At 73.3% G+C, this 16,560-nt stretch carries 13 protein-coding genes and 1 pseudogene; 7 read left to right on the forward strand and 7 right to left on the reverse strand.

The genetic code is table 11. The annotated features are described in order from the left end of the window. Positions 1-382: pseudogene (locus R7226_RS17025) on the reverse strand (hypothetical protein); the annotation flags it as partial. A 97-nt stretch (positions 383-479) separates the two neighbouring features. On the opposite strand from R7226_RS17025, the gene R7226_RS17030 reads away from it, so the two are divergent. From R7226_RS17030 to R7226_RS17050, 5 genes are all read left to right on the forward strand, one after another. After that, a complete protein-coding gene (locus R7226_RS17030; RefSeq protein WP_318598421.1) occupies positions 480-1,541 on the forward strand; it encodes a multicopper oxidase domain-containing protein in 1,062 nt (353 codons plus the stop codon). Beyond that, on the forward strand, positions 1,541-2,743 hold the full coding sequence (locus R7226_RS17035) for a ZIP family metal transporter (RefSeq protein ID WP_318598423.1): 1,203 nt from the start codon (positions 1,541-1,543) through the stop codon (positions 2,741-2,743). Before R7226_RS17030 ends, R7226_RS17035 begins: the two co-directional genes overlap by 1 nt. A 142-nt stretch (positions 2,744-2,885) precedes the next feature. Beyond that, positions 2,886-3,953: an iron-siderophore ABC transporter substrate-binding protein gene (locus R7226_RS17040; protein ID WP_318598425.1), complete on the forward strand. Its 1,068-nt coding sequence runs from the start codon at positions 2,886-2,888 to the stop codon at positions 3,951-3,953. Then, complete coding sequence (locus R7226_RS17045; RefSeq protein WP_404827868.1) at positions 3,950-4,957, forward strand: FecCD family ABC transporter permease; 1,008 nt, start codon at positions 3,950-3,952, stop codon at positions 4,955-4,957. Before R7226_RS17040 ends, R7226_RS17045 begins: the two co-directional genes overlap by 4 nt. Beyond that, positions 4,954-5,985 (forward strand): FecCD family ABC transporter permease, encoded by a 1,032-nt coding sequence (locus R7226_RS17050; protein ID WP_318598429.1) that lies wholly within the window; start codon positions 4,954-4,956, stop codon positions 5,983-5,985. Before R7226_RS17045 ends, R7226_RS17050 begins: the two co-directional genes overlap by 4 nt. Here R7226_RS17050 and R7226_RS17055 read toward each other — a convergent pair. Then, complete coding sequence (locus tag R7226_RS17055; RefSeq protein ID WP_318598431.1) at positions 5,982-6,431, reverse strand: MarR family winged helix-turn-helix transcriptional regulator; 450 nt, start codon at positions 6,429-6,431, stop codon at positions 5,982-5,984. The two genes, R7226_RS17050 and R7226_RS17055, sit on opposite strands and share 4 nt — an antisense overlap. Positions 6,432-6,556: 125 nt before the next feature. Between R7226_RS17055 and R7226_RS17060 the strand changes: the two genes are divergently transcribed. Beyond that, the gene (locus R7226_RS17060; protein WP_318598433.1) at positions 6,557-8,137 is read left to right on the forward strand and encodes a DHA2 family efflux MFS transporter permease subunit; all 1,581 of its coding nucleotides are present in this window, start codon (positions 6,557-6,559) and stop codon (positions 8,135-8,137) included. Between the two features lie 60 nt (positions 8,138-8,197). Continuing rightward, on the forward strand, positions 8,198-9,139 hold the full coding sequence (locus R7226_RS17065; RefSeq protein ID WP_318598435.1) for a type IV toxin-antitoxin system AbiEi family antitoxin domain-containing protein: 942 nt from the start codon (positions 8,198-8,200) through the stop codon (positions 9,137-9,139). Positions 9,140-9,190: 51 nt separating this feature from the next. Here R7226_RS17065 and R7226_RS17070 read toward each other — a convergent pair whose 3' ends face one another. The 5 genes from R7226_RS17070 to R7226_RS17090 all read right to left on the reverse strand — a co-directional run bounded on the left by R7226_RS17070 (position 9,191) and on the right by R7226_RS17090 (position 16,486). Next, a complete protein-coding gene (locus R7226_RS17070; protein ID WP_318598436.1) occupies positions 9,191-11,023 on the reverse strand; it encodes a metallophosphoesterase family protein in 1,833 nt (610 codons plus the stop codon). An 86-nt stretch (positions 11,024-11,109) separates the two neighbouring features. Continuing rightward, on the reverse strand, positions 11,110-11,904 hold the full coding sequence (locus tag R7226_RS17075; protein WP_318598437.1) for an ABC transporter permease: 795 nt from the start codon (positions 11,902-11,904) through the stop codon (positions 11,110-11,112). Positions 11,905-12,009: 105 nt separating this feature from the next. Next, complete coding sequence (locus tag R7226_RS17080; protein WP_318598438.1) at positions 12,010-12,768, reverse strand: ABC transporter permease; 759 nt, start codon at positions 12,766-12,768, stop codon at positions 12,010-12,012. Then, a complete protein-coding gene (locus R7226_RS17085; RefSeq protein WP_318598439.1) occupies positions 12,765-13,670 on the reverse strand; it encodes an ABC transporter ATP-binding protein in 906 nt (301 codons plus the stop codon). The genes R7226_RS17080 and R7226_RS17085 overlap by 4 nt, the downstream gene beginning before the upstream one ends. A gap of 68 nt (positions 13,671-13,738) precedes the next feature. Then, positions 13,739-16,486 carry a helix-turn-helix transcriptional regulator gene (locus tag R7226_RS17090; protein WP_318598440.1) on the reverse strand — a complete coding sequence of 916 codons (2,748 nt, stop codon included), beginning with the start codon at positions 16,484-16,486 and terminating at the stop codon, positions 13,739-13,741. Between the last annotated feature and the right edge of the window lie 74 nt (positions 16,487-16,560).

Consider the following 16,560-nt stretch of genomic DNA (forward strand, 5'->3'; position numbering starts at 1 on the left):
CGGCGGGCGGGGCGGCGACCGCGCCAGAGCCGGCGGCGCCGCGGGCCCGCTCCAGCGCGCAGGCGAGCGTCGCCGGCCCGGTCACCTGCAGCTTCACGATCCGGTGCGCGGGCGGGGCGGCGTCGAGCCGCGCCAGCAGCGCCTCCCACGCGCGCGGGCGCCCGCGCTCACGTGCGCGCGTCCAGCCGGCGGAGGCGAGATCGGCGCCGAGCCACTCGCTGACCATGTCGCCGTCGAGGCGCGGCAGCTGCGGGCAGAACGGCAGCTCATAGGCGGCGACGCAGTGCGCGACGGCCTGCGCCGGATCGTCGTGCGGCAGCGATCCGACGCCCGTCGTCGCCCACGCGGGCAGTCGCTCCAGGATCGCCACGGCTCGCGTCACAACGAATCGCCACGGTACCGAAGCGCTGCCGCGCCCAGTTCCAACTCCGGCGAACTCAAAACTTTGGCGTGCCTTAACTGTGGTTTACTTGGACCATATGCAGAAGACCACGCGTCGCTCGCTGCTCTCGTCCGCCGGCCTCGCCGCCGTCGCCCTGCCGACCGCGAAGGCGCTCGCCGCCGGCCACGACCACGCCGCGATGGGCCACGGCACCGCGAACGGCACCGCGCCGAACGGCGCCGGCGACCCCGGGATGGCCCACGGCGGCGCCGCCGGCCCGACGTTCCGCGCCGGCGAGACGGTCGACCACGTCCGCAACGGCTTCCACCCGACCGAGCTGCTGCGCGACTTCGACTGGGGCAGAACCCGCCGCCTGCCGAACGGCCGCGCGCTGCGCGAGTGGACCGTCTACGCGCTCGACAAGGAGATCGAGGTCGCCCCCGGCGTCAGCTTCCCGGCCTGGACCTTCAACGGCCGCGTCCCCGGCCCGACGCTGCGCTGCCGCGAGGGCGAGCTGCTGCGGATCACCTTCATCAACGGCTCCGCGCACCCGCACACGATGCACTTCCACGGGATCCACCCGAGCGCGATGGACGGCGTCGCCGGCCAGGGCGCCGGGCTGCTGCAACCGGGCGAGAAGACCGTCTACGAGTTCGACGCCGAGCCGTTCGGGCTGCACCTCTTCCACTGCCACGCCGCTCCGCTCGCCGAGCACATCGCGCGCGGCATGTTCGGCACGTTCGTGATCGACCCCAGAGCCGGCCGGCCCGACGCCGACGAGCTGGTGATGGTGCAGGCCGGCTGGAACACGACCTTCGACGCGGAGGGCAACCAGCTCTACCACGTCAACGGGATCCCGTTCCACTACGTGCACGAGCCGATCAGGGTCAGACGCGGCGAGCTGGTGCGGATCTACCTCTCCAACCTGCTCGAGTACGACCCGGTCAACTCGTTCCATCTGCACGGCAACTTCTTCCACCACTTCCCGACCGGGACGAGCCTGCAGCCGATCGAGTTCACCGACACGATCGCGCAGGTGCAGGGCCAGCGCGGGATCCTCGAGCTGCGCTTCCCCCACCTCGGGCAGTTCATGTTCCACGCCCACAAGAGCGAGTTCGCCGAGCTCGGCTGGATGGGCCTGTTCGAGGTGGTCGCCTGATGTCCGGCGCCGCGCAGAGCCCGCCCGCGAGCGGCCGCCTGCCGCTGCCGCTGCTGGCCGCCGGGATCGTCGCGCTGGTCGTGACGGTCCTGGTGGCGCTCGCGCTCGCCGGCGGCGACTCGCTGCCGGAGCGCAGCGGCCCGCCGATCGAGGAGCTGGCCGTCGAGCGGACCGTGCTGCGGCCCGGCGAGATCGAGCTGACCGTCCGCAACACCGGCCCCGACCCGGTCGCGATCGCGCAGGTCTCGGTCAACGACGCCTTCGTCGACTTCGCGCGCAGCACGCCGGAGATCGGCCGCCTCTCCTCGGCGACGCTGACGCTCGACTACCCGTGGCAGGACGGCTCGCCGTACGCGATCAACCTGCTGACCTCGACTGGCGCGGTGATCGCCGCCGAGATCCCGTTCGCGGTCGAGACGCCCGCGACCGACGGCGACTTCTTTGGCCTGATGGTGCTGCTCGGCCTCTACGTCGGCGTCATCCCGGTCACGCTCGGGATGTTCTTCCTGCCGCTGCTGCGGCGTGCCGGCAGCCGTTGGATCGAGCTGCTGATGGCCTTCACCGTCGGCCTGCTCGCCTTCCTCGCGCTCGACGGCACGCTCGAAGGGCTGGAGGCCGGGAACGAGAGCGGCGGCGCCTTCGGCGGCGGCGAGCTGGTCTTCCTCGGCGCCGGGCTCGCCTACCTCGCGCTCGCGGGGCTCGACGCCTGGATGCGGCGGCGGCGCAGCGGCGCCGAGGCGGCCGGTGCCTCCGGCGGACGGCTGGCGCTGCTGATCGCGATCGGGATCGGGCTGCACAACTTCGGTGAGGGGCTCGCGATCGGCTCGGCGTACGCGATCGGCGCGCTCGCGCTCGGCGCCTTCCTCGTCGTCGGCTTCGCGATCCACAACACGAGCGAGGGGCTGGCGATCGTCGCGCCGCTGGCGGCCGACAGACGGCCGTCGCTGCTCGTGCTGCTCGGGCTCGGGCTGATCGCGGGCGGCCCGGCGATCCTCGGCGCGCTGTTCGGCGCGACCGTCTCCAACCCGGAGCTGTCGACGCTGCTGCTGGGCGTCGGCGTCGGCGCGATCGTGCAGGTGATCGTCCAGATCGCCCCCGCCATGCGCGACGGCGACGGCCGCCTGCTGCACCCGCGCGCCGCGCTCGGGATCGCGGCCGGCGCGCTGGCGCTGTACGGGACGAGCCTGCTGGTGGCGGCGTAGGGAGGCGGCCGCGCGCGAGGGGTCCGCAGCGTGCCGCGCGCTGGGCGCACGCGGCGCCGCTGCATGGCGGGCCCGCGCGGCGGGAAGCCTTGTTAGGGTTCCCTAAGGTTCCTCTCCCTCCTCGAACGTCCCGGAGTCCATCGTGTCCCCCATCTCCGCGCGCCGCGGCCTGCGGCTGCTCGCGCTGCTGCTGCTGCTCGCCGTCCCGCTGACGCTCGCCGCCTGCGGCAGCGATGACGACGACAGCGCGACCGGCACCGCCGCTGCCGCGACCCAGACCGAGACCGCGCCGGCCGACAGCGCCTTCCCCGTCACGATCGAGCACAACCTCGGCTCCACGACGATCGAGTCGCAGCCCAGACGCGTGATCACGCTCGGCCTCAGCGACCAGGACGCGGTGCTCGCGCTCGGCGTCGCGCCGATCGCCGTGACCGACTGGTACGGCGACTACGAGTACGCGACCTGGCCGTGGGCCGACGCGGCGCTCGCCGCGACCGCCGCCAGACCGACCGTGCTCGCGAGAGGCGAGTTCACCGGCAACCAGTCGTATGACTACGAGCAGATCATCGGCCTCAGACCGGACCTGATCCTCGCGCTCTACGGCGGCGTCAGCAAGAAGCAGTACGACACGCTCTCGAAGATCGCCCCGACCGTGCTGCAGCCGAGGGGGACCGTCGACTACGGCATCGCCTGGCAGGACGCGACTGAGGTCGTCGGCAAGGCGCTCGGCAGAGAGGCCGAGGCGAGAAGACTGGTCGAGGACGTCGACGCGCAGTTCGCCGCCGCCGCCAGAGACCACCCGCAGTTCGCCGGCAAGACCGCCGTCGTCGCCGAGCGCTTCGAGCCCGGCAGCTCGTTCGCGCGCAGCCCGACCGACCCGCGCTCGCGCTTCATGACCTCGCTCGGCTTCGGGCTCAGCGACGAGATCGGCAGACTGTCGGGCGACAAGGACGGCGCGACGATCAGCGACGAGCGGATCGACCTGCTCGACGAGGACCTGCTGGTGTGGAACCTCGGCTTCAGCCCTGAGATCAGAAGACAGCTCGACAGACTCGCCGTCTACCAGGCGCTCGACGTCGTCAGAGACGGCCGCGTCGTCTACGTGACCGACCCGCTCGCATCCGCCGCGCTGACGTGGAGCACCGTGCTCAGCATCCCGTACGCGCTCGAGAGAGTGCTGCCGCAGCTCGACAGAGCGGTGAGAGGCTGACCAGCGGGCGCAACGCCGGCCGCGCCGCGGGACTCGCCGCGGCGCTTGCCGCGCTGGCGCTCGTTGCGCTGCTGAGCGTCAGCATCGGCACCCGCTCGATCCCGCTCGACCAGGTCTGGTCGCTCGTGTGGGACAACGACGGCTCGCAGAACGCGCTCGTCGTCCACGACCTGCGGATCCCGCGCACGCTGCTGGGCCTGCTCGCCGGCGCCGCGCTCGGCGCCGCGGGCGCCCTGATGCAGGGGCTGACGCGCAACCCGCTCGCCGACCCCGGCCTGCTCGGCGTCAACGCCGGCGCCGCCTTCGCCGTCGTCGCCGGGCTCGCGTGGTTCGGCGTCGGCGACGGCGCCGAGCGCGTCTGGTTCGCCTTCCTCGGCGCGGCGCTCGCCGCCGCGCTCGTGTACGGGATCGGCGCGCGCGGCCGCGCCGCCGCCTCGCCCGTGCGGCTCGCGCTCGCGGGCACCGCCGTCACGTTCGCGCTGCTCGCGGCCGTGCAGGGGATCGCGCTCGGCGATCCGCAGACCTTCTCGCAATACCGCTTCTGGGCCGTCGGCTCGCTGGCCGGGCGCGACGCGGCGATCGTCGAGCAGGTCGCGCCGTTCATCGTCGCGGGGCTGCTGCTGGCGCTGCTGCTCGCGCGACCGCTCAACGCGCTCGCGCTCGGCGACGAGCTGGGCCGCGCGCTCGGCTCGCGCCCGGGTCGCACGCGCGCGGCCGGCGCGCTCGCCGTCACGCTGCTGTGCGGCGCCGCGACCGCCGCCGCCGGCCCGATCGTCTTCGTCGGGCTGAGCGTGCCGCACATCGCGCGCGCGATCGCCGGCCCCGACAACCGCTGGGTGCTGCCGTACTCGGTCGTGCTGGGACCGATCCTGCTGCTCGCCGCCGACACGCTCGGGCGCGTCGTCAGCCGCCCCGCCGAGGTGCAGGTCGGGATCGTCACCGCCTTCCTCGGCGGCCCCGTCTTCATCGCGCTCGTGCGGCGCGGGAGAGTGGCGCGGCTGTGAGAGCCCGCAGCGTCCGCCTCGGCCCCGCGAGCGCCCGCGTCGACCCGCGTGCGCTGGTCGTCGGCGTCCTGCTCGCGCTCGTCTGCTTCGTCCTGCTCGTCTTCTCGATCGGGACCGGCGACTACCCGCTCTCCTTCGGCGAGGTCGTGAGCACGCTGCTCGGCGGCGGCGACGAGCTGACGCAGCTGGTCGTCGAGACGCTGCGGCTGCCGCGCGCGCTGACGGCGCTGCTAGTCGGCGGGGCGCTCGGCGCGGCCGGCGCGATCTTCCAGTCGCTGACGCGCAACCCGCTCGGCAGCCCCGACGTGATCGGCTTCACCTCCGGCGCCTCGGCCGCCGCCGTCTTCGCCATCGTCGTCTTCGGCGGCGGCAGCTTCGCGATCGCCGGCTCGGCGCTGGTCGGCGGGCTGCTGACCGCGATCGCCGTCTACCTGCTGGCGTGGCGCGACGGCGTGTCGGGCTACCGGCTCGTGCTGATCGGGATCGGGCTGTCGGCGATGCTGCTGGCGCTGACCGACTACCTGCTGACGAGAGCGAGAATCGAGGACGCGCTGGTCGCCTCGACGTGGATCGTCGGCAGCCTCGACGACCGCGGCTGGGAGCACGTGCGGCCGCTCGCCGTCGCACTCGTCGCGCTGGTGCCGCTGCTGGTCGCCCTGTCGCGATCGCTGCGCACGCTGGAGCTGGGTGACGACGCCGCCGGCGCGCTCGGCGTGCGCCTGGAGCGGGCCCGCCTCGGGCTGCTCGGCTGCGGGGTCGCGCTGACGGCGGTCGCGACCTCGGCCGCCGGCCCGATCCTCTTCGTCGCGCTCGCCGCGCCGCAGATCGCGCGCCGCCTGACGCGCGCCAGCGGGCCTGGCGTCATCGCCGCCGCGCTGATGGGCGCGGCACTGCTGCTCGGCGCCGACCTGATCGCCCAGCGGCTGCTGCCGGCGCGGATGCCGGTCGGGATCGTCACCGGCGTGCTCGGCGGGGTCTACCTGATCGCGCTGCTGCTGCGGGAGTGGCGGCCGAGCCGGGGGGCTTAGCGCAGCTTCAGCAGGCCCGGGTGGACGCCGGGCGCGAGGCCCTGCTCGGCGGCGATCCGGCGCAGCTGCTCGGCGAGCGTCGCCCGCTCCTCGTCGCTGAGCGCGGCGGTGATCGCGGCCTCGTGCTCGATCCCGAGGTCGCGCACGCGTCTCAGCATCCGCTCGCCGTCGTCGGTCAGGTGCAGGGCGAAGACGCGGCGGTCGGTCGGCGGGCGCTCACGTCGGATCAGGCCGCGCGCCTCCAGCTCGTCGATCAGCGCGACGAGGCGGTTGGGCGGTATTCCGAGCTTGTTCGAGAGCGCCTGCTGGCTCTGACCCGGCTCGCGCCCGACGATCTGGAGGATCCCGACGTGCGGCGGCACCAGCCCCAGCGGCGAGATCGCCTCGGCGAAGCGCGTCGCGACGTGGAAGCCGAGCTGCGAGAGCGTGAACGTCACTCCCTGCATGGCATCTGGTGCTGGCGGGCACATGACATGGCCAGCATAACAGTCATTCCATGTCTGAACCATTACTTGCATGAATCATTCAGATCTGGAACGATTCTCGGCGAGTCCAATCCGAGGAGCTACCGATGTCAGGCCCCGACACCCCAGCTCAGTCCCATACCGCCGCCGGCGAGCCGTTGCCGAGACACGTCTGGATGGTTGCCGCCGTCGTCGTGCTCGGCGCCGTCATGACGATCCTCGACACGACGATCGTCAACGTTGCCATCGACACGCTGGCGCGCGACTTCGACGTCTCGCTGTCGACGATCCAATGGGTCTCGACCGCGTATCTGCTCGCGCTCGCGACCGTGATCCCGCTGACCGGCTGGGCGGCCGACCGCTTCGGCACCAAACGGCTGTGGATGTCGTCGGTCGCGCTGTTCGTGCTCGGCTCGGCGCTCTGCGGCCTCGCCTGGGACGCCAGCTCGCTCATAGCGTTCCGGATCCTCCAGGGGATCGGCGGCGGCATGGTGATGCCGGCCGGCATGACCGTGCTCGCGCAGACCGCCGGCCCCGCCCGCGTCGGGCGCGTGATGTCGATCGTCGGCGTGCCGATGCTGCTCGGCCCGATCCTCGGCCCCGTGCTCGGCGGATGGCTGGTCGACGACGTCTCGTGGCGCTGGATCTTCTACGTCAACGTCCCGATCGGGCTGATCGCGCTGCCGCTGGCGTGGCGGATCCTCGACAGGGACGTGCCGAGACCGGGCGAGAAGCTCGACCTGCTCGGCCTGCTGCTGCTCTCCCCCGGCCTCGCGCTGTTCGTCTACGGCCTCGCCGAGACGCCGACGCGCGGCTTCGGCTCAGCCGGCGCGCTGCTGCCGATGATCGCCGGGCTCGTGCTCGTGGTGCTGTTCGTCGTCCACTCGCTGCGCTCGGACCACCCGCTGCTCGACCTGCGGCTGTTCAAGGTCCGTGCCTTCTCGGCCGCGGCCGGCGTGACCGTGCTGTTCGGCAGCGCGATGTTCGGCGCGATGCTGCTGTTCCCGCTCTACTACCAGATCGTCCGCGGCCAGTCTGCCCTCGACGCCGGCCTGCTGATGGCCCCGCAGGGCCTCGGCGCGGCGGTGATGATGCCGATCTCCGGGCGGATCGTCGACAGAGGGGCCGCCGGCAAGGTCGTGCTCTGCGGCCTGCCGCTCGTCGCGCTCGGCTACTTCACCTACACCCAGCTCGGCGCCGACACCAGCTACGCGCTGCTGGCCGGATCGCTGTTCGTCGCCGGCCTCGGCACCGGCGCGACGATGATGCCGTCGATGGCGGCGGCGTACCAGACGCTCTCGCACGCGGCCGTCCCGCGCGCGACCACCACGCTCAACATCCTCATGCGCGTCGGCGGCTCGATCGGCACCGCGCTGTTCGCCGTCGTGCTCCAGCACCAGTTCAGAGATGTGGCGCCGGCTGGCGGCGCGGGCGCCGGCGCGGCCGGCGGCGAGTCGGGCCTCGGCGCGATCGCCGCGATCCCCGAGGCGGCGCGCGACAGAGTCGCCCCCGCGCTCGCCGAGGCGTTCGCCCACACCTTCTGGTGGCCGGTCGCGATCCTCCTGCTCGCCCTGATCCCGGCGCTGTTCCTGCCGCGCCGCAGACCGGACGCGCCGGAGCCCGCAATCCCTCCGCAGAATCCGCACGAAGCCGAGCCGACACGCGACAGTTCCCCTGCCACCGTGTAGGAGGTGCGCAGCGCCACCGTCCCGCCACCGGAGGAGCGTCATCCAGTGTCCCTTCAGGGGATGCCAGATGACGCTCCTCGGTCTGTGGATCGGGTGATCGGGGAGTTGGCGGCTGGGCAGCACGGGGTGGTGAGCAGGAGTCAGCTGCTCGGGGCGGGGCTCGGCGCGAAGCCGATCGCGTCGCGCGTGCGCAACGGGCGCCTGCTGCGCCTCCACCCCGGCGTCTACGCGGTCGGGCACGCGCAGCTGAGACGCGAGGGGCGGTGGCTTGCGGCGGTGCTGGCGAGCGGCCCGGGTGCCGTCCTCAGCCACCGCTCGGCCGCATCGCTGCACGGGCTGCGGCCGCACAACGGCGCGGCGATCGACGTCGCCACGGCGGCCCACCGCACCGGGCTCGACGGGATCAGGCTGCACGCTCGCCAGCGGCTCGACGACGCCGATCGCACGCGAGCGGACGGCATGCCGGTCACGACCGTGGCGCGCACGCTCGTCGACCTCGCCGGCATCGTGCCGGCCGACCAGCTCCTGCGCGCGCTGCGCCGCGCCGAGGAGCTGCGCAGCTTCGACCTGCGCACGATCGAGGCGGCGCTGGCGCGCACCGCCGGCCGCCGCGGCCGCGGTCATGCCGCGATGCATGCGGCGCTCAACGAAGCACGCGCCCGCGCGACGCAGCTCACGCGCAGAGAGCTGGAGGAGCGCTTCCTGACGCTCGTGACGCGCGCCCGCCTCCCCCAGCCGCGCACGAACGTCTGGTTCCCCGCCCACGCCTTCGAGGTCGACGCGCTGTGGCGCGAGCCGCGGGTGGCGGTCGAGCTGGATGGCTGGGAGCACCACCGCACGCGCGACGCCTTCCACCGCGATCGCAGCAAGTCGAACACGCTGACGCTCGAAGGCTGGACCGTCCTGCGCTTCACGCACGACGACGTCGTCCGCCGCCCCGCCGAGACCGCCGCCGCCCTCCGCGCCGCACTCGCCCGAGGAGCGTCATCCAGCGTCCCCTGAGGGGATGCCAGATGACGCTCCTCCGGGAGGAGGAGCCGCCGACCCGACCCGCTAGCGCGGGTCGCGGATCAGCAGCTCGACGTTGCGGTCGCTCTTGCGGCCGGGGCCATCGCCGCTGGTGACGGGGCGGGTCTGCGGGTCGTTGGCGGCGAGCGTGCGCGCGAGCGAGCTGAGCTGCGTGTCGCTGAACGCCGCGGCCGGGCCGGGCGGCGGCTCGGCGATCGGCGCGGCGGTGTCGAGGATCGTGCCGAACAGCGACAGCGTGCCGTCGCGGTTGTCGAGCAGCTCGAGCGTGCGCGACTGCTGCGGGAAGTCGACGTGGGAGGCGGTGTTGACCTGCCAGAAGCCCGATCTGCCGCGCTTGAACGCCTTCACCGCGTTGCGATGGGTGTGGCCGTTGACGTAGGCGATCACGTGCGGGTTCGCCAGCAGCAGGTCGCGGATGCTCGCTCTGCCGCTGAGGCCGAGGTGCAGCGGCGTCGATCTGCGCGGGTCGCCGTCGCAGCCGGCGCCCTGCGGGTTGTCGCAGCCGGCCTCCTCGTCGGGCGTTCTGTTCGTCGTCGTCTCGAGCGTGTGGTGCGAGTAGACGATCACCAGCTCGTCGCGTCTGGCCGCCGTTCTCAGCGTCTTCACCAGCCAGCGGTACTGCGGGTCGTCGACGTTGCCCTCCGAGCCGCCGCCCTCGGCGACCGTGTCGAGCGAGACGAAGCGCAGCCCTCTGCGCGGGCTGAACGAGTAGTAGAGCGCGGTCCCTCTCGACGCCGTCAGCTCATCCTTCGCGGTGAAGCCGAAGCCGTGGCGTCTGTCGCCGGTGCCCTGCAGCTGCTTGTACTCGGGCTTGGAGACGAAGGCGCGGTCTGGGTCGGGCGGCGTTCTGCCGGCGCCACTGAGCAGTCTGCCGACGAAGGCCGGGTTGCCGATCGCCGCGAGCGCCTCGTCGCCGCTTCTGCCGATCAACAGCGCCGGGTCGAACGCCTGCGTCGGGTATATCTTCAGGCAGCCTCTGACGATCGCCTGGAAGATCGGGCTGGAGGCCGAGGCGTTGCCCTGCACGAGCCCGTCGTGGTTGCCGCGCGAGGAGTACCACGGCATTCTCAGGCCCTCGGCCGTGAACGGCTGCTGGGCGCGGTCCATCAGGCCGGGATAGCGCGGGAAGGAGGCGTACGCCCCGCCCCGCGGCGCGACGTCCGGGTCCCAGAAGCCGGCCTGGCGGTCGGCGCCGGCGGACGGGTAGCCGCTGTAGTCCTGCACGCCGGTGTAGCGGCGGTTGGCGACATCGTCGTTCATCTGCGCGATCTGCTCCGGCGTCGCGCCGGGGCAGGAGTTGGTCGCGGTGAGCGGCTTGCCGGAGAAGGGATCGACACGGCCGCCTTCGAGCACGCTGACCATCCACTGCGTCTCGTTGCGCTGGGTGTTGTCGGGCAGGTCGCCGGTCGTGATCGCGAAGCCGAGTCTCGCCCGCTTGCCGTCGCCCTGCTTCACGGGGCTGACGCGGTTGCGGTTGACGTTGCGGATCGTCGCGTCGAAGACGTGCGTGCCGAGCGCCTCCTGCGGTCGCCACGAGGCGCTCACCGCGCCGCCCGCCGGATCGAGCAGCTCGACGCGCGCCGGCGACATCTCGTCGGCGATCTGCGGATCGGTCAGCTGGCCGAAGAAGGCGAGCGAGCGACGCGCTCTGGCGCGCGCTCTGCCGGCCGGGGCGAGCGTGGTCCGCACCGTGTAGCGCTCCCCTCCCCCGCGCTCCAGCGGGTGGTACGGACCCTTCCCGTACCCGCCCTGGACTCTGATCGTCTCCTGCAGGGTCGACTTCCCGGCCGGCTCGGCGAGCGCGGCCGCGGGGGACGCCAGCAGCCCTGCGGCCGCCAGCAGCGCGATTCTCCTCATGGGAGCGAGCCTACCCCGGAACGACGAACGCCGCCCGAAAGCCGGCGGCGTCGGATGCTGCGTGCGCGGCCCGCTCGCGGCGGGCCCTAACCGCCGATCGGCGCTCGTGGATTGGCGCCCCAGAACAGCTGGGTGCCCATCATGCCGATCAGGTGGACATAGACGAGGTTCAGCACCATCGACTTCGCCGTCGCCGTGCCGACGCCGACCGGGCCGCCGGAGGCGTTGTAGCCGTAGTAGCAGCCGACGACGACGATGCCGGTCGCCATGAAGGCGCCCTTCAGCAGCGAGTACAAGAGGTCGGTCGGATTCTGGAAGGCCCAGAAGATCAGCTCGTAGCCGCCGGCCGAGACCTCGTGGATCTGCACCACCACCGCAAGGTAGGAGGCGATGAAGGCGGCTCCGACGCCTCCGATGTAGACGAACGGGAGCACCATCCAGGAGGCGAGCAGGCGCGTGCCGCAGAGGAAGGTCATCGAGCTGATGCCCATCACCTCGAGCGCGTCGATCTCCTCCGTGATCCGCATCGAGCCGATCTCGGCGACGATGCCGGTGCCGACCTTCGCGGCCATCATGTAGCCGAAGGCGTACGGGACCAGCTCACGCAGGTCGCACCAGGCGGTGAAGACGCCGGCGTAGTTCGGCGTGCCGGTGCCGCGCGTGAAGTACGCGCCCTCGATCCCGCACTGCAGGCCGATGATGAACACCAGGCCCCAGATCACGAGCGTCGAGGAGAGGATCAGCAGGCCGGCCTGCCGCAGCGCCTCGCCGAAGAAGCGGAAGACGCGGCCGCCGTAGACCTCGCCGAAGATCCGCATCGCGAAGCGGACGATGTCGCCGAACGACTCGATCCAACCGCGCGGGACAGCCCACCAGCTCATGCGTTCGCGCCGCCGTTCACTCTCCACCGGGCCATGCCGGAGGCGATACTAAGCGATGCGGAGGCGGGCGGCGTCGGTTCCCGCCGCGGGCGGGCGCGAGCGTCGCTACGCGCTGATGTCACGGCGCTTGAGCAGCACCGTGCCGGCGATCACGAAGATCGCCACGTATGCCGCCAGCAGCAGGCCGGCGGGCACCTGCGCGAGCAGCTCGCCGCCGTCGGTGAACTCGTCGCTGCCGGAGAGGCCGCCGGCGACGCCGCCGAGGCCGTACTTGGTGATCGTGTCCTCGAAGCCGGGGATGATCGTCAGCAGCGACTCGATCACGAAGATCCACGCGAGCGCGCCGATGATCGCGCCCACCTGGTTGCGCACGACGGCGCCGATGCCGACGCCGAGCGCGGCGTAGAGCGCGATCGAGAAGGCGTTGCCGAGACCGACCTTCAGCAGCTCGCTGCCGCCGACCGAGTTGTCGATGTCGCGCAGCGAGAAGATCGCCGACGACAGCACCAGGATCAGCACGACGGTGGCGAGGCCGAACAGCAGCCCGGCACCGAGGTGGACGGCGAGCTTCGCCGAGATCAGCCGCGTGCGGCTCGGCACGGCCAGCAGCGACGGCGTGATCGTGCCGTGGCGGAACTCGCTCGTGACGGCGAGGATCCCCAGCACGAGCGCGAACAGCTGACAGAGGAAGGCGATCCCGAGCAGGTCGATCGACGGCGGCGTGGAGTTGCCTTCCCAGTTGTTGTCGAGCGCGGCGGCGAGGCCGACGATCAGCAGCACCAGCCCGAGCGAGCTGCCGACGAGCGCGTAGAAGGTGCGGGTGGTGCGGAGCTTCAGCAGCTCGCTCGACAGTGCGCGGCTCATGCCGGGCCTCCCTGCGTTCCGGTCAGCTCGAAGAAGACGTCCTCGAGCGACTGCGCGACCGGCGCCAGCTCGGAGATGACGATCGCGTTGGCGGCGATCATGCGGCCGACCTGCACGCCGTCGCGGTCGCTGACGACGATCGAGCCGTCGCCGTCGGCGGCGCGCACGGCCGCCCCGTCGGCGCGCAGCAGCTCGGCGAGGCGGCCGACGTCCGGGCCGGCGACACGCGTGCCGCCGGCATGCTGCGCGAGCAGCTCCGGCAGCGACGACTGCAGGATCGATCTGCCGCGGTGGATCACGACGACGTCGTCGGCGGTCTGCGCGACCTCGGCGAGCACGTGCGAGGAGACGAGCACCGCACGCCCCTCGGCCGCGAGCGCGCGCAGGAAGTCGCGCAGCCAGCGGATCCCCTGCGGGTCGAGGCCGTTGGCCGGCTCGTCGAGCACGAGCACTCTCGGGTCGCCGAGCAGCGCCGCCGCGAGCCCGAGCCGCTGGCGCATGCCGAGCGAATAGCCCTTCGTGCGGCGTCTGCCGTCCTGCTTGAGCTGGACCAGCTCCAGCAGCTCCTCGACGCGCGCGTCGGAGACGCCGGAGGCGCGTGCGAGCGTGCGCAGGTGGTTGCGGCCGCTGCGGCCGGGGTGGAACATGCCGCCGTCGAGCACCGCGCCGACGGTGCCGGCCGGATCGCTCAGCGAGGTGAACGGCTGGCCGACGATCGTGGCGGTGCCGCCGGTCGGGGCGATCAACCCCAGCAGCGCGCGCAGCGTCGTCGTCTTGCCGGCGCCGTTGGGGCCGAGGAAGCCGACGATGCGACCGAACTCGACCGAGAACGACAGGTCGTCGACGGCGAGCTTGTCGCCGAACCGCTTGCTGAGCCCCTGCACGTCGATCGCCTGCGCCATCCCGTCGGGACCCTACCCTCTGGCGCGGTCGCGACACGGTACGGCTGGCCGCACCGTCGTCGGCGCGATCAGGTGTCGGCGGCGAGCAGCCGCGCCAGCTCGGTGCGCGAGCGCACGTCGAGCTTGCGGTAGATGCGGCTGAGATGGCGCTCGATCGTCTTCGGCGACAGGAACAGCGCCGCCGCGACCTCTCTGTTCGTCATCCCGTGGGCGACCATCAGCGCGACCTTCAGCTCGTGCGCGCTGAGCTCGTCGCGGGTCCGCGGCGCGCCCTCCGACGGCCGCGTGCCGCCGGCCGCCGCCAGCTCGTCGGCGGCCCGTCGCGCCCACGGCTCGGCACCGAGCGCGCGGAAGGTCTGCAGCGCGCGTTCGAGCGGCTCGCGCGCGTCCATCCGCCGGCGCCGGCGCCGCAGCCGCTCGCCCCACGCCAGCTCGGTGCGGGCGCGGTCGAAGGGGCCGCCGTCGAGCTCGTGCCATCTGAGCGCCGCCTGCGCGTGCGCGTCGAGCTCGTCGGCCGGGGCGAGCAGCATCCGGCCGCGCTCCAGCACGGCGTTGCCCCACGGGCCGCCGGTCAGCTCGGCGTCGGCGGCGAGCCGTTCGAGCGCCGTGCGCGCGTCGGCCTCGCGACCGATCCGCACGAGCGCCTCGATGTGGTCGCCGGAGAACTGCACGACGCTCGGCTCGCGCCAGTTCAGCTCCTGCGCGCGCTCGGCGGCGTGGTCGAGCGCGGCGGCCGCGGCCTCGGGGCGGTCGTCGGCCAGCTCGGCGCGGCCGAGCGCGGCGAGCAGGTAGATGCCGAGGTTGCGCGCGTGCGCGGCGTCGGTCAGCTCCAGACCTTCGCGCGCGTGCGCGCGCGCGTCCTCGACCCTGCCGAGGCCGGCCTCGACGAGCGCGAGCGTCGAGAGGCAGAAGCCGAAGATCGTCGCCTGGTCGATCTCGCGCGCGAGCCGCACCGCCTCCTCCGCGTCGGCCTCCGCCTCGGTCCAGCGGCCGCGCCGCTCGTGCAGCATCGCGCGCACGGTCAGCGGGAACGGCAGCGCGCCGAAGGCGCTCGCGTCGCGGTAGCGGCCGATCAGCCAGTCGAGCACGCGCGCGGCGCGGTCGGGGTCGCGCCACATCGACGCCTGCGCGTAGAGGCCGAGCGGCTCGCCGAGCCCGGTCGGGTCGAAGTCGGTCAGCAGCGGCTCGATCACGGCCAGCTCCTGTGCCGCGCCCTGCCGCGCGCCGCCGGCGACCGAGCGCGAGACGGCGAGCATGATCCGCGTGATCAGCTCGGCGGGGCCGCCGGCGACCGCCGCCGACGTGCTTGCCCGCTCCAGCACGGCGAACATGCCGGCGTGGTCGCCGGTCATCGTGTAGCTGATCGACGACTCCAGCAGCAGCGTCGCGGCGCTCGCGTGGTCGCCGACGGCGAGCGCGCGCTCCGCTTCGCCTTCGAGGATCCGCTGCGCCGCGAGCGGTTCGCCGCGGCGCATCGCGAGGTTGCCGCGCAGCCGTGCGACGGCAGGCGCGAGCGCGGGTTCGACGCGCGGCTCGGCCTCGTCGAGCAGCGCCAGGGCGCTGCCGACGTGGCCGGCGACCGCGTGCTCCTGTGCCGCGTCGAGCGCGCGGCGGCCCTGCGCGACCGAGTCGGTCGACAGCTGCGCGGCGCGCTCGAAGGCGCGCGCCGCCTCGGCGTGGCCGTTGCGAGCGCGGGCGTCGTGGGCGGCCTCCTCGAGCGCCGCGGCGACCGTCTCGTCGGCGCCGGAGGCGGCATGCGCGAGATGCCAGGCGCGCACGCGCGGATCGGTCGCGACGGCGCCGAGCGCGGCATGTGCGACGCGCCGCTCGCTGCTCGCCGCGGCGTGGTAGACGGCGGCGCGCAGCAGCGGGTGACGAAAGAGGAGGTCGCCGTCGCGCTCGGCGACGATGCGCGCCTGCTCGGCCGGCGCGAGCACGTCCTCGGGCAGCTCCAGCCTGCGCAGCGCGGCCGTCAGCAGGTCGAGCCGGCCGCGATGCAGAGCGGCGGCGACGAGCAGCGCGCGGCGCGTGTCGGGCGGCAGCTCGGCGACCTGGCGCGAGAAGGCGCGCTCGATCGCGGCGCTGGCCGGCAGCGGGTCGGCGAGCGGCGCCTCGCCGGCCAGCTGCGCCGGCGTCAGCGCCCCCGGCAGCTCGACGAGCGCGAGCGGGTTGCCGGCGGTCGCGACGACGATCGACTCGGCGACGCTGGCCGGCAGCTTCGGCGCGCCGCGCCGCAGCAGCTTCAGCGCGTCGGGCAGCTCCAATCCGTTGAGGCGCAGCTCGCGCACGCCGCCGAGGTCCAGCTCGGGCGCGGCGCCGTCGCGCGCGGCGAGCACCATCCCGACGCCGCCGGAGACGAGCCGGCGGGCGGCGAAGAGGATCGCGTCGCGCGAGGCGTCGTCGAGCCAGTGGACGTCATCGACGACGGCCAGCAGCGGCTCGCGCTCGGCGGCTTGCGCGAGCAGGCCGAGCAGCCCGGCGGCGACCGCGAGGCGGTCGTGCGGGGTCGGCGGCTCCAGCGCGAAGGCCGAGGAGATCGCCGCCCGCTGCGCCTGCGGCAGCGTCTCGCGCAGGTCGAGCAGCGGCGTCGCCAGCTCGAGCAGGCCGGCGTAGGGGATCTCGCTGTCGGACTCGTAGCCGCGCGCCCGCAGCACACGCGTGCCGTACGCCGGCTCGTCGAGCAGCGCCGCGTCGATCAGCGCGCTCTTGCCGACGCCGGCCTCGCCGCGCACGACAGCGGCGAAGGCCGCTCCCTCGCGCAACCCTCGTATGCGGTCGCCCAGCCAGGCGACCTCCCTCGTTCGACCCTCCAACATGAGCAGCGAGTCTGGCACGCGAACGCGCGAGAAGTGAGGGCCGAAGATGGGAACACCCTCCCGCGAAGGTCCCG

The sequence above is a fragment of the Conexibacter stalactiti genome, from assembly GCF_033542075.1.
Taxonomy (GTDB): Bacteria; Actinomycetota; Thermoleophilia; order Solirubrobacterales; family Solirubrobacteraceae; genus Conexibacter; species Conexibacter stalactiti.

Coding starts and splice junctions, on each gene's coding strand:
- R7226_RS17030 (WP_318598421.1), top strand. CDS start 480: ATGCAGAAGACCACGCGTCGCTCGCTGCTCTCGTCCGCCGGCCTCGCC.
- R7226_RS17035 (WP_318598423.1), top strand. CDS start 1,541: ATGTCCGGCGCCGCGCAGAGCCCGCCCGCGAGCGGCCGCCTGCCGCTG.
- R7226_RS17055 (WP_318598431.1), bottom strand. CDS start 6,431: ATGCAGGGAGTGACGTTCACGCTCTCGCAGCTCGGCTTCCACGTCGCG.
- R7226_RS17060 (WP_318598433.1), top strand. CDS start 6,557: ATGTCAGGCCCCGACACCCCAGCTCAGTCCCATACCGCCGCCGGCGAG.
- R7226_RS17065 (WP_318598435.1), top strand. CDS start 8,198: ATGCCAGATGACGCTCCTCGGTCTGTGGATCGGGTGATCGGGGAGTTG.
- R7226_RS17070 (WP_318598436.1), bottom strand. CDS start 11,023: ATGAGGAGAATCGCGCTGCTGGCGGCCGCAGGGCTGCTGGCGTCCCCC.
- R7226_RS17075 (WP_318598437.1), bottom strand. CDS start 11,904: ATGAGCTGGTGGGCTGTCCCGCGCGGTTGGATCGAGTCGTTCGGCGAC.
- R7226_RS17080 (WP_318598438.1), bottom strand. CDS start 12,768: ATGAGCCGCGCACTGTCGAGCGAGCTGCTGAAGCTCCGCACCACCCGC.
- R7226_RS17085 (WP_318598439.1), bottom strand. CDS start 13,670: ATGGCGCAGGCGATCGACGTGCAGGGGCTCAGCAAGCGGTTCGGCGAC.
- R7226_RS17090 (WP_318598440.1), bottom strand. CDS start 16,486: ATGTTGGAGGGTCGAACGAGGGAGGTCGCCTGGCTGGGCGACCGCATA.